Source organism: Luteirhabdus pelagi, from assembly GCF_016827595.1.
Lineage (GTDB): Bacteria > Bacteroidota > Bacteroidia > Flavobacteriales > Flavobacteriaceae > Luteirhabdus > Luteirhabdus pelagi.
This window is the reverse complement of sequence record NZ_JAECMS010000001.1, coordinates 300,788-314,175: the sequence shown is the minus strand read 5'-3', so window position 1 is coordinate 314,175 and position 13,388 is coordinate 300,788. Positions and strand designations below refer to the sequence as shown.

General features: G+C 42.1%; 11 protein-coding genes. 8 read left to right on the top strand and 3 right to left on the bottom strand.

All coding sequences use genetic code 11. From position 1 onward, the window contains the following. The first annotated feature begins 72 nt into the window (after positions 1-72). Genes I4Q58_RS01435 through I4Q58_RS01425 form a run of 3 tightly spaced genes read left to right on the top strand, consistent with a single transcriptional unit; the run spans position 73 to position 1,976 of the window. Entirely contained in the window at positions 73-441 is a 369-nt protein-coding gene (locus tag I4Q58_RS01435) for a DUF4870 domain-containing protein (protein ID WP_203292998.1), read from the top strand. Between the two features lie 25 nt (positions 442-466). Further along, positions 467-1,285, top strand: a complete 819-nt coding sequence (locus tag I4Q58_RS01430; RefSeq protein WP_203292996.1) for a hypothetical protein — start codon at positions 467-469, stop codon at positions 1,283-1,285. A gap of 49 nt (positions 1,286-1,334) precedes the next feature. Continuing rightward, complete coding sequence (locus tag I4Q58_RS01425; RefSeq protein ID WP_203292994.1) at positions 1,335-1,976, top strand: hypothetical protein; 642 nt, start codon at positions 1,335-1,337, stop codon at positions 1,974-1,976. A 112-nt stretch (positions 1,977-2,088) separates the two neighbouring features. Here I4Q58_RS01425 and clpB read toward each other — a convergent pair whose 3' ends face one another. Further along, complete coding sequence (gene clpB, locus I4Q58_RS01420) at positions 2,089-4,695, bottom strand: ATP-dependent chaperone ClpB (protein WP_203292992.1); 2,607 nt, start codon at positions 4,693-4,695, stop codon at positions 2,089-2,091. A 215-nt stretch (positions 4,696-4,910) separates the two neighbouring features. On the opposite strand from clpB, the gene ytxJ reads away from it, so the two are divergent. Then, complete coding sequence (gene ytxJ / locus I4Q58_RS01415) at positions 4,911-5,333, top strand: bacillithiol system redox-active protein YtxJ (protein WP_317194032.1); 423 nt, start codon at positions 4,911-4,913, stop codon at positions 5,331-5,333. Between the two features lie 66 nt (positions 5,334-5,399). Here the strand turns inward: ytxJ and I4Q58_RS01410 are convergent, their stop codons facing one another. Continuing rightward, the gene (locus tag I4Q58_RS01410) at positions 5,400-6,563 is read right to left on the bottom strand and encodes a hypothetical protein (protein ID WP_203292990.1); all 1,164 of its coding nucleotides are present in this window, start codon (positions 6,561-6,563) and stop codon (positions 5,400-5,402) included. Between the two features lie 49 nt (positions 6,564-6,612). Continuing rightward, positions 6,613-7,896: a fumarylacetoacetase gene (fahA, locus tag I4Q58_RS01405; RefSeq protein WP_203292987.1), complete on the bottom strand. Its 1,284-nt coding sequence runs from the start codon at positions 7,894-7,896 to the stop codon at positions 6,613-6,615. Positions 7,897-8,002: 106 nt separating this feature from the next. On the opposite strand from fahA, the gene glyA reads away from it, so the two are divergent. From glyA to I4Q58_RS01385, 4 genes are all read left to right on the top strand, one after another. Then, positions 8,003-9,277 carry a serine hydroxymethyltransferase gene (glyA, locus tag I4Q58_RS01400; RefSeq protein ID WP_203292985.1) on the top strand — a complete coding sequence of 425 codons (1,275 nt, stop codon included), beginning with the start codon at positions 8,003-8,005 and terminating at the stop codon, positions 9,275-9,277. 75 nt (positions 9,278-9,352) lie between these two features. Continuing rightward, complete coding sequence (locus I4Q58_RS01395; RefSeq protein ID WP_203292983.1) at positions 9,353-11,059, top strand: FG-GAP-like repeat-containing protein; 1,707 nt, start codon at positions 9,353-9,355, stop codon at positions 11,057-11,059. Between the two features lie 84 nt (positions 11,060-11,143). Further along, the gene (locus I4Q58_RS01390) at positions 11,144-12,850 is read left to right on the top strand and encodes an FG-GAP-like repeat-containing protein (protein ID WP_203292981.1); all 1,707 of its coding nucleotides are present in this window, start codon (positions 11,144-11,146) and stop codon (positions 12,848-12,850) included. A 25-nt stretch (positions 12,851-12,875) separates the two neighbouring features. Next, a complete protein-coding gene (locus tag I4Q58_RS01385) occupies positions 12,876-13,388 on the top strand; it encodes a lipocalin-like domain-containing protein (protein ID WP_203292978.1) in 513 nt (170 codons plus the stop codon).

The following is a 13,388-nucleotide window of genomic DNA, read 5'->3' as shown; positions in this document are numbered from 1 at the left end:
GGAGACTTTTGGAGGTATGGTGAATCAGTCGGGAACGGTTTTTATCAACTAAATCACTAACAAAACAATATCATGGAAAATACCAACACTACCAACACCGCAACCACAGCACAAACCACATCGACCGCCGAAGGAAAGAATATCGCCATTATCGCATACATCACCCTTATCGGACTTATCATTGCTTTTGTAATGAACAACGATAGAAAGAATGAATTTGCCAGCTACCACATTCGGCAATCTTTAGGGCTTGGATGTCTCGGATTAGCCTTAACCGTAATTAATATTATTCCTATCCTTGGATGGATTGTAAGCCTTGTAGGAACGATCTTCATGATTTATTTATGGGTAATGGGATTGATGAATGCCGTAAATGAGAAGAAAAAACCTGTACCTATGGTAGGGAAGAAGTTTGAAGAATGGTTCAAAAATATACAGTAAGGTGAAGCAGATTAACCCACGAATTATGCGATTTAAGAACATACTAATTACTTTAACCCTGATCTTTTATGCTACGACTTTTTTTTCGCAAGAAGTTGAAGTAGTAAGAATGGAAGTAGAGAGAGGAATTCCAGGAGAGTCTTTTTCGAACAATAAGATAGCGATCGATTTCTGGGTGAAGGCAGCGGATTTCAATGCCGTGGATGGAGCCACTACCGAGCTGCTGGAGTTTAAAGATGATACCGGCCGCGATTTAATAGCGGCACACGAAGAGGCTATCGCTGCATATGAAGCCGAATCGAAACGCTTAGCAGAACAAGGGCGATATCGATTCACCACTAGAACAGACGGTTTGCTGCCACTCGACCAGTGGAAAAAAATGTACGATACCATTGGCTTTAAAGCGGTGTTGAAGACAGAAATGGCGCTGCCTGATTCAAATGCCTCAAAAGTGTATGTAAAAATGAAGGTAGGCTATTCCAAAAGTGATGGGAATGCCGAGGCGAAGGAAAAAACCGTTACGGTAGCATCGCTATATGAAAATCCGACGGTTGAACTATTAGGAACTAAAGTGAAGCTCATGGATAATTCTAGCATGACGCGAAACGATGAAAAATTTATTTTTTATCAATTTCCACCTAATGAAACGCCTGTTTCTATCATCGATGTGCAACCGTATGTGGGCGATGAAATGTATCGGAAGGATATGCAGGGCAACGGTGCTTCAGCCGAATTTCTGGTGAAGGAGGGCGACAACCAACAGCCAATCACGTTAAAAATAACCTATCGCGAAGTCGAAAAGAAGTCAATTACGATCGACCGCTGGATCACTGTCGGATTGTAAATTAGATTGTTTCAACAAAATCAATAGTAATACAAACCAAATTAAAATTATGAGAAAATTTTTCACCCTAGTGCTGATCACCATATTTATTACATCATGTGAAGAGGATGATAGTGGTTCTGTAACTACCCCTACCGTTCAATATTCCGAAACCACCGCCAATGCCATTTTTTATACCGAAGGTAATTCTGTATCGCCTAGTATTGAATGGAATGGCGAACAAGGAAGTATTTCATTGGATGGAAATCCCGATGGCACATCTGTCAATAGCACCACTGGAAAGATAACATGGACGAAGCTTTTACCGGCAGGCAGTCATGACTTTCAAGTACTGGTAGCCAATTCGGCAGGACAGGTTACAGTTCCCTTCACACTTGAAAATCCACTTCAAGGCTTCTTCGAAGGTACCTATAGCGGATCTTCCTATTTCGCTATAGAGTTCTTCGACGATGGAACGTGTACGGTACTTGCAAATAGTTCCAACAACCCAACTATTGGATCCGGAACTTTTGTTGTGGATGGAGATGAGGTAGTAGCTGATTATACCTACGAGGATACAGATGAAGATTACTCGGTTAGAGCAACCATTAGTCAGACAAGCAATGCCGCGGCACTTGAGGGTAATTGGTATTTTGAACATGGAGCAACTACTGGACAAGAAGGAGGTACAATGGACATTACGCTTCAATAATATAAAAAAGCACCCTTCTAAACGAGGGGTGCTTTCAACTAACCAACCAAATTATGAAAAATCGGAGCTTTTAATTGACGATAGCACGTCGCTAGGCAAGCTCCAGCCCAGTTCAATTGTCTTCTACCAAATCGGTTTGGTTTCGGAAGACGAGGGTGTTTTCAAAACTATCGACCAGAATAATACTGTCGGTCTTAATCCTACCAGCAAGTATTTCCTTTGAAAGTTCGTTCAAGACCTCTTTTTGTATCACCCGTTTCACCGGTCGTGCTCCATATTGAGGGTCGAAGCCTTTTTCAGCTAAATAAGCAATCGCTTCTTCCGTAGCATCAATCGTAATATGCTGTTTGGAAAGCATTTTTGAAACGCCTTTCAATTGAAGTCCTACGATTTCCTTGATATCGTTTCGCGTCAACGGTGTGAACATAATGATATCATCAATACGGTTCAGGAACTCAGGTCGCACTTGTTGCTTCAATAGCCCAAGCACTTCAACCTTCGCACTTTCCATGGCGGTACCGGGATCCTTTACGCTATCAAACTTCTCCTGAATAATATGGCTTCCCATATTACTGGTCATAATGATAATCGTATTCTTGAAATCGGCAACGCGCCCTTTGTTATCGGTTAAGCGTCCTTCATCCAACACCTGCAGCAAAATGTTGAAGGTATCGGGATGCGCCTTTTCAATTTCATCCAATAATACTACCGAATAGGGCTTGCGACGAACGGCTTCCGTTAACTGACCACCTTCATCATATCCAACATACCCTGGAGGAGCACCTACCAATCGACTTACGCTGTGACGCTCCTGATACTCACTCATATCGATTCGTGTCATCGCGTTTTCATCGTTAAAGAGATATTCGGCCAAAGCCTTTGCCAATTCCGTTTTACCAACACCGGTAGTACCTAGGAAAAGGAAAGAACCAATCGGTTTCTTCTCGTCCTGAAGTCCGGCGCGACTTCTTCGAATGGCATCACTAACAGCCACGATGGCTTCCTCCTGACCCACGACGCGCTTGTGAAGTCGATCCTCCAATTTCAGCAATTTCTCCCGTTCGCTTTGAAGCATCTTGGTAACGGGGATTCCGGTCCATTTGGCGACAACTTCAGCGATATCTTCATTGGTTACTTCCTCTTTAATCAGCGAACTTCCACTTTGGTTTTCGGCTAATTCAGTTTCAAGTTTCGTTAATGCTTCCTGAGCATTCTTGATCTTTCCATAGCGGAGTTCAGCCACCTTTCCGAAGTCGCCTTCACGCTCGGCGCGCTCTGCTTCCAATCGAAGATTTTCGATTTCCTGTTTTAGGTTTTGGACATTATCCACGACCTCTTTTTCGCTCTGCCACTTCGCATTCAGCTCGTTGCGTTCTTCCTTAAGATTCGCGAGATCGGCGCGAAGCGATTTCAGCTTTGCTTCATCCTTTTCACGTTTGATCGCCTCAATTTCAATTTCCAACTGCATGATCTTTCGGTCCAGCACGTCCAATTCTTCTGGTTTTGAATTGATTTCCATACGAAGTTTACTGGCTGCTTCATCCATTAAATCGATAGCCTTATCGGGCAAAAAGCGATTGGTAATGTAGCGTTGCGATAGTTCCACCGCAGCGATAATGGCTTCATCCTTTATCCGAACCTTGTGGTGCGTTTCATACTTCTCTTTGATTCCACGAAGAATGGAAATAGCACTTTCCGTATCGGGCTCATCGACCGTAACCTTTTGGAAACGTCGCTCCAGCGCCTTATCCTTTTCAAAATATTTCTGATATTCATCCAAAGTGGTTGCGCCGATTGCACGCAGTTCGCCACGCGCCAACGCTGGTTTCAAAATATTCGCGGCATCCATGGCTCCCTGACCACCTCCAGCACCCACGAGGGTATGGATTTCGTCTATAAATAGCACGATATCGCCATCGCTAGTGGTTACTTCTTTGATAACAGCTTTTAAGCGTTCTTCAAATTCACCTTTAAACTTAGCACCGGCAATTAATGCTCCCATATCCAACGAGAAAATCTGTTTGCTCTTTAGATTTTCGGGCACATCGCCATCCACGATTCGATGGGCAAGGCCTTCGGCGATAGCTGTTTTACCGGTTCCCGGTTCACCGACCAACATTGGGTTGTTCTTGGTGCGTCGAGAGAGAATCTGTAAAATTCTTCTAATTTCCTCATCGCGACCGATAACCGGATCCAATTTGCCATCCTTGGCCAGCTGGTTCAGGTTACGAGCATATTTATTTAAGGAATTATATGTCTCTTCAGCACTTTGGGAAGTAACACGATCGCCTTTTCGAAGTTCTTCGATAGCGGCTTTTAGTCCTTTCTCAGTTACGCCTTGGTCCTTTAAGCTTTGAGCAATGCTACTTTTTGAATTGAAGATCGCCAATAGTAAATGCTCTACAGACACATATTCATCTTTCATCTTCTGAGCGATATTACTAGCTTCATTTACGGTTTTGCCCGCTTCACGAGACAGCATGATATCGCCACCTTCCACCTTTGCAAAACTTTCCAATTGTTTGTCCAGCACTTGCTGTAGAAGGGAAACGTTTACATTCAATTTCTTTAGCAAAAAAGGCGTCACATTTTCATCGACATCAAAAAGAGCCTTGAAAATATGTTCATTCTCGATTTGCTGGTGACCGTATTGCTGGGCTATTTGCTGTGCCCGCTGTATGGCCTCCTGGCTTTTTATGGTAAAATTGTTAAAATTCATTTCTTATATCTAGTTTGAAGGAAATGGATAGCACCACCGCCTTTACGTTATTTTTTTCAGTTTCATAGTGGAATAGTCAAAACTCGAGCCATGGTTAAAAGACGACAAAATGTCGGCTAAACAATAGTTTTAGCAAGACATTTTGACGCACGCAAAGAGGTTTCTTTTATCATTTTCTTTGGATGAAAAGCCTGTAGATCTTTGTATTTTCGTAGGTGAAAACGATTAGATTATTACAGATTATGGGATTATTGGATTTTTTGAAGAAGTCACCACGCGACGTGGCCAAAGATGAAATAGAAGAAGTGCCTTGGCATATGTTGAATCAGATGGACCAATTGGATACGATTGTTGAAGAAAGCAAAGAAAAACCGGTAGCTATTTTTAAACATTCCACTCGTTGCGGCATCAGTCGGATGGTATTGAAACAGTTTGAGAAAGGCTATGAACTATCAGATAGTGAAGCTAAGCTTTACTATTTGGACCTACTCCAAAACAGGAATATTTCAAGCGAAATTGCTGCACGCTTCGAAGTGTACCATGAAAGTCCGCAATTACTTGTTATAAAAGATGGGAAAGCGGTAGACCACGCATCGCATCATAGCATTAGTCCAAATCAAATTTCGAAATTTATATAAATATTGAGACCTCACAGGTTTCAAAAACTTGTGAGGTCTATGTTTTAAAACCTGTGAGGTCTGGGTTTAGAATGAATTGTTATTTAAAATCGACTTCAACTTCGCCTTGATATCATCGCCCGCATCCAAAACCATTTGGGCATTGGACGGGAAGGGCACGAAATCATTCTTAATGTTACGTCTGTCATCTTCTGTTAAAGCACGTTCATCGCCTCGAAATTTGGAGAAAATGTTTTCAAAGATGAAGCCGGATGCCAAGGGATATCGATTGATGTTCTGATTCGTAGAAAGATCACGATATACCACATTCCCTGATACTTCAACGGCTTTCTCCTGAATGGTTTGTAATACCTTCGCGGTTACGACAATATAGTTATCACCTTCTTCATCATCCATCGAATCCTCATCATTGGAGTCGCCTCTAGGGCTTTCCTTCACCCTTCTTTTTCTATTGAATTCCTTTTCAGAAATACGCTCTGGTGAAATAAGTATGTTTTGTAATACTAAGTCTACTCCGTAATGATAATCCAATCCGTTTTCTGGTCGACCGTGATATTCGGTCCAAAAATCATCCAATCCATAGGTATTGAAGTCTAACAATTCACGTTCCAATCGCTGTGGGATTATCTGACCTGTTCTATTTTGAAGTCGCACCAGAACAAAATTGGTCCCTAAAAATCGTGTGTCCTCCAATTCCGCATCCACATTTCGGTAATGCGGTTGTAGTTCGGCAACGTCACAAAATAAATAATAGGCTTTCCGAAATCCTTGAACAGTATTCAAGTTTTTCTGCGCCAGCCCTTCTTCATATAAATCCTTCACATAGTTTTGTTTGGCTGCAATAATTTCATTGCTATAATCGCTAAACTTAAATTGTGCATTTCTTCCCAAATTATCGCTATACAGAGGTAGGAGCGGACGAATCAATAATTGACGGTTCTCCAATCCGGTATATAAAAAGTATAATTGTCGGGAAGCATTGGGTTCGTTACTTTTCTTAAGAAACCGGATGCGACGCATATCATCTTCAACGGCTTTCTCATAGGCTTCCTCCAACAAAACAATATGTTCGTCGAAGCGATCCTTGTTCTTGTCACGCTGAAGCTTCTTTACGGCCAAGTCGATAGCTTGATCGTAATTGCCGCTAGAGAGCAGTTGTTGATTTCGTTTCACGCTGCTACAGGAAACCAGTAACAGACTTATACCGAGGGAAAATAAAAATGCCTTCATAACGAAATTGATTTGGTTATGAAGGCTAAAATACAATTGTGATGCCAAATTAGAATTGGTGTGCGGGAAGTATTTTTCCGCTGCAGTCGCCAAATCCTATGCGAACCCCATCTTTTTCAGCATGTCCGCGAAGAATGACGGTGTCGCCATCTTCAATAAATTTTCGTTCGGAACCGTCGCTCAATTTCAAAGGATTCTGGCCTCTCCAAGTCAATTCCAACATAGAGCCGTAGCTATCTTTCGTAGGGCCAGAGATGGTTCCGCTACCCATCATATCGCCACTTCGGACGTTACATCCGTTAATGGTGTGGTGTGCTAATTGCTGGGCCATACTCCAATACATATACTTGAAGTTACTGTTGGCTACAATATTTTCTTCACCGTTCTCGGGTTGAATAATAGCTTGAAGGTGAATGTCGAAATTCTTTTTGCCTTGCTGTTGAAGGTAATGCAAAGGCTTTGGTTCTTGTTCTGGACCTTTTGCTCTAAAAGGCTCTAAAGCATCTAAAGTGACAATCCATGGTGAAATGGTTGACGCAAAACTCTTTCCTAAAAATGGGCCTAAGGGTTGATATTCCCATGCCTGTATGTCGCGTGCACTCCAGTCGTTGAAAAGTACCAATCCGAAAATGTGGTCTTCTGCTTCATCGATGGAAACACGTTTTCCCAAGTCGTTAGCTGCCGTCGTAATAAACGCCATTTCTAGTTCAAAATCGAGCAATTTTGAGGGGCCAAAGCCTGGTTTGCCATCATCGCCGGGTTTGCTTTGCCCGATCGGACGATGAATGGGTGTCCCAGAGGGTATGATAGAGGAGCTTCTTCCATGATACCCAATCGGAATGTGAAGCCAGTTTGGCATCAAGGCATTCTCTGGATCGCGAAAAAGCGATCCTACGTTGGTAGCATGTTCCTTACTCGCATAGAAGTCGGTATAATCGCCTACATCCACTGGCATTTGCATTTCAATTTCATCTAAACTGAAAAGCACCTTATCGCGATGATCGTCATTGTTTCGAAGTTCGGTATCGCTTCCCTCACGGAAAATCTTGGATACACGATTTCGCACGAGACGCCACGTCTTTCGGCCATCGGCAATAAAATCGTTTAAGGAATCCTGTAGGAAAATATCGTCGGTAAGGTCGATACCTTTAAAATAGCCCAATTGGTGAAGAGCGCCCAAATCGATGGCGGTATCGCCTATTCGGGTTCCGATGGTAATAACATCGTCGCGGGTCAAGAATACGCCAAAAGGAATATTCTGAATCGGAAAGTCGCTATTGGCTGGTACATCCAACCAAGATTTATGGGAGGGATCGTTTGCTGATAGTGGCATACGGTTGGTTTTTGTTCGTAAAAATGTTAATCAAATATATAATTTCTGAAACAGTAACCACAAGCATTTTGTATTTTTGGATTTTATTAACTTTTCAGAAAAATACATGGAACGCGATCAACAAATATTTGAACTTATACAAGCCGAAAAAGAACGTCAACTAAATGGTTTAGAGTTAATTGCCTCTGAAAACTTTGTAAGCGACCAAGTGATGGAAGCTGCGGGGTCTGTCTTGACCAATAAATATGCAGAAGGCTATCCTGGAAAACGCTATTATGGTGGCTGTGAAATTGTAGATGAGGTAGAACAGATAGCTATCGATCGTGCTAAGACATTATTCAATGCCGAATATGTAAATGTGCAACCGCATAGTGGTTCCCAAGCGAATACAGCAGTTTTTGCAGCTTGTTTGAAACCAGGCGATACCTTTTTAGGTTTCGATTTGGCACACGGGGGACACTTAACCCATGGTTCGCCGGTCAATTTTTCAGGAAAGCTATATCGACCTGTTTTCTATGGAGTTTCGGAAGATACAGGGCTAATCGATTACGACCACGTAGCCGAGATGGCGCAAAAGGAAAAACCGAAAATGATTATTGCGGGTGCTTCTGCCTATTCACGAGAGGTAGATTATAAACGATTTCGAGAGATTGCCGATAGCGTAGGGGCGCTTCTGATGGCCGATATTGCACATCCAGCAGGTTTGATTGCGAAGGGCATTATCAACGATCCGCTTCCACATTGCCATGTTGTGACTACTACTACCCATAAAACTTTACGTGGACCGAGGGGCGGAATGATTATGATGGGGCAGGATTTCGATAATCCATTTGGTGAAAAATTAAAGAACGGAAACCTCAAAAAGATGTCTACGTTATTGAACAGTGGCATTTTCCCCGGAAATCAGGGAGGGCCTTTAGAACATATTATTGCGGCGAAGGCAGTTGCGTTTGGAGAAGCGCTAACCGACGAATTCCTTTATTATATGGTGCAGGTACAGAAAAACGCCAAGGCGATGGCAAAAGCGTTTATGGATAAAGGCTATAAGATTATTAGCGATGGTACCGATAATCATATGATGCTGATCGATCTTCGCAATAAGAATATTTCAGGGAAGGAGGCCGAAGAAGCATTGGAGAAGGCGAGTATAACGGTTAATAAGAATTTAGTGCCGTTCGATGATAAGTCGCCATTTGTTACCAGTGGTATTCGTGTAGGGACTCCGGCTGTAACAACACGTGGTTTAAAGGAAGCTGAAATGCAAGCGATTGTCGATTTAATCGATGAGGTAATTCAAGATTTCGAGAATCAAGATACCCTTGATAGCGTTGCGGCAAGAGTGAACGATATGATGGCGGGGCGTCCTTTGTTTGCAGGCTAAAGTTCCGATTGGAAATTAAGGAAATTTGTTATCTTGGTCTGATAATCAAGAGTTACTAACCTATTTCGGTAGTTTATGCGAATACTATTACTTCTACTTTTTCTTCCCGTACTATCAATTTCACAAATAGCCTTTCAAGAAAATGCCGTGGCGCTCGGATGTGATAATACCACCTATGGCGATGGTGGGTTTGGTGGGGGAATTTCATTCTATGATTTCGATAATGATGGTTGGGATGATATCACGTTATCTTCTCAGGAAACGTACCCCATTCGCTTCTTCAAAAACAACAACGGACAGTTTACCGAGGTTGATTTAGGGATCGATAATATTTCAGAAACGAAAACGGTTCAATGGGTCGATTTTGACAATGATGGGGACAATGATTTTTTCGTTACGAGTAGATTGGAGAGTAATAAGCTTTATGAAAATGACGGAAATATGCAGTTCACCGATATCACGGAGTCAGCAGGCCTTACCATGATTGCATATAAATCGTTTGGTGCCTCCTGGGGAGATATCAATAATGATGGCTATTTAGATTTATTTGTTGCCTCTAGGGAACCTGAGTCGACTGTAAAATATAATCACCTCTATCGCAATAATGGCGATGGTACTTTTACGAATATTACCGTAGCTTCTGGAATGCCAGAACAGAATTTCATATCCTTTTGTTCCGCATTTATAGACTACGATAAGGATGGCTTTCAAGATATTTATGTGGCTAACGATCGGGAACCCGCTAATCTTATGTACCAAAACAATGGCGATGAAACCTTCACCGAAGTGGGTGCAACCACGGGAAGCGGGATCGTTATCGATGCGATGAGCACTACGGTGGCCGATTATAATTACGATGGCTATTTGGATATTTATGTTTCCAATACGCATGAAGGAAACCAATTTTTAAAGAATAATGGTGATGGCACCTTTACCAACGTTGCTCCAAGTAATGGCACCACAATGAATTCCTCTGCGTGGGGAAGCGTATTTTTGGATGCTGAAAACGATGGAGACCTAGATTTATATGTCAGTGCCGAATATGACGATTTCACTACACATTTGTCTTCTGCCTTTTATGAAAATGATGGTAATGGGATGTACTCCATTCCTTCCGAAATAGGTTTTGAAGACGATCTAGCGGAAAGCTACGGCAATGCGATAGGCGATGTTAACAATGACGGCTATCCAGAAATCGGAGTTTTAAATTACTTCCCCTCCAATATGTATATCTGGGAAAATAATTCTGCACAGGATAATAATTGGTTAAAGGTAAAATTGCAAGGTGTGGAAAGCAATCGAATGGGCATCGGTTCATGGATCGAGATTTCGGTAAACGGTAACCTTCAATATCGTTACACGCTCTGTGGCGAAGGGTTTTTGGGTCAAAATTCGGCCTACGAATTCTTCGGAATAGGTGCCGCTGCAGAAATCGACTATATAAAGGTAACATGGCTGAGTGGAACAGTCGATTTTATCGAAAATCCGCCGGTAAATTCAGCAATACAAATAGAGGAGGGGTCAAACCAACTTTCAATAGCAACACAAGAAAACACTCTTGAAGTTTCAGTATATCCAAATCCAAGTGAAGGCATTTTTAATATTGAAGTAAAAGAGGGAACAGCTTATCAGGTCACTGATATGGTAGGTAAGCTATTGCGGAAAGGAACTTTTCAGTCTTCGGATGGGATCGTCGACTTGAGTGAATTCAGCGCTGGTATCTATATGTTACATCTGGCGTCGGGTTCTAAAGCCTCCACGTATAAGCTTTTAAAGCAGTAATTCCATAATAATTTGAGATTGTCTCAAATTTGCTGACCTTCAATTAAGAATTTTATTGAATAACCAACTAATCATCTTTACCTTATGAGAACATCGTTGTTTTTTATCTTCATTCCGCTGCTTTCACTTGCACAAGTTTCATTTCAAGAAAATGCCGTGGCGCTTGGATGCGATAATACCACCTATGGCGATGGTGAATACGGTGGAGGAATATCATTTTTCGATTTTGACAATGATGGTTGGGACGATATTACCCTAGCTTCACAAGAAACCTATCCAGTTCGATTCTTTAAAAATAATAACGGACAGTTTACAGAAGTCGATTTAGGCATAGTGAACACCTCCGAATTAAAGACGGTTCAGTGGGTCGATTTTGACAATGATGGCGATAACGACTTTTTCGCCACTAGCAACGTAGATTCGAACCATCTTTTTGAGAACGATGGAAACATGAATTTCACTGATATTACGGAGTCTGCCGGATTACTGGTCTCTGGTCATATTTCCTACGGAGCCTCTTGGGGCGATATCGATAACGACGGCGATTTGGATATGTATTTATGTTCAAGAAACGGCGATCTAACTTCAGAGGGTAATTATCTATATCGTAATAACGGCAACGCTACGTTTACCAATATTACAGTAGCTGCGGGAATGCCTACGGAAAACAACATGTCTTTTTGCGCGGCTTTTATGGATTACGATAAGGATGGCTATCAGGATATCTACGTGGCCAACGATAAGGATCCCGTCAATCTCATGTTTCATAATAATGGAGACGGAACTTTTACGGAGGTAGGCGCTCTTACCAACACAAATATAATGATGGATGACATGAGTACTGCGGTGGAGGACTTTAACTACGATGGTTTATTGGATATATATGTTACCAATACCAATGATGGAAACGTTTTTCTTCGCAATACTGAAGACTTTATTTTTGAGGATGTCGCTGCTACTAATGGTACATTGATGGAATCCTGGGCTTGGGGAAGTGTATTCGTAGATGCCGAAAATGATGGCGATCTCGATTTGTATGTAAGTGGCGAATACGATGATGCTACAAATAATTTACCCTCAGCCTTCTATGAAAATGATGGTGATGGTATGTTTACGATTCCTTCCGGAATTGGTTTTGAGGACGATTTAGCTGAAAGCTATAGCAATGCGATGGGTGATGTGAATAATGACGGATATCCGGAATTGGTGGTATTGAATTATTTCCCATACAACATGTTCATTTGGGATAACACCTCTACCCAAAGCAACAATTGGTTGAAGGTGAAGCTGCAAGGCGTGGAAAGCAATAGAATGGGGATCGGCTCGTGGATAGAGGTAGGTGTGGGAAGCAGGGTACAGTACCGTTACACATTATGTGGGGAAGGTTTCTTAGGGCAAAATTCTGCCTATGAATTCTTCGGAATAGGTGCCGCTGCAGAAATCGACTACATCAAGGTTACGTGGCTGAGCGGTACGGTCGATTTTATCGAAAATCCACCAATCAATTCGCAAACATTAATTGTTGAAGGTTCCAACGAATTGTCTGTAACGCAAACAGCGCAAGTTTCCCCTCTGAAGATTTATCCCAATCCGAGCACGGATAGCTTTACTGTGTCCGTTGCTGAAGAATATACTTATGTGGTATTCGATAGCACGGGAAAACAATTGCTAGACGGGGTATTGAAGGAAGGGCGTAAGCAAATAGACCTATCGGTATTTAAACAAGGCATTTACTTCTTGCAGCTTTCCAACGGAAGTGAAACCTTTGCACACAAATTGGTAAAACAATAATTCCTTCACATTCAACAAACCTTATATGAAAATTTTGTCCTTGCTTTTGGCATGTGTTATCGCCATAAGCTGTAATGCTATTTCAGAAGAAAAAAGTCAAGCCCCAACGAAAAGCTTAGAAGAAACATTGTCTGGCTTATGGTCGCTGCAGGCCATGGAAGTTACTGATTCTGTTGGCAACTGGAAACAATGGCGCGATGGGATGGGGGGATACTTGCTCTATGGTGAAAGTGGTTATATGTCGCTTCACCTATGGGAAAAGGGATATGAAAAAACGGACCTTCGTTTTCCAAACTTTACCGATACGATTCCGCTGAAGGCTCTTCAACACCTAACCGGTTCGTATGTTTACATCGGCGATTATTCGTTAAATAAAAAAGATAGTATCGTTTCACATAAACGATTATCGCATTCCAATCCCGGCGATTGGGGCAAAACAGTGCAACGTCGCTTCTCTTTCAACGGCGATACGCTTGTCATTCGACCTGTGGAGAAGGCGAATGCTAGTCTACGGTTAAAGTGGTTGAAAGAAGAATAG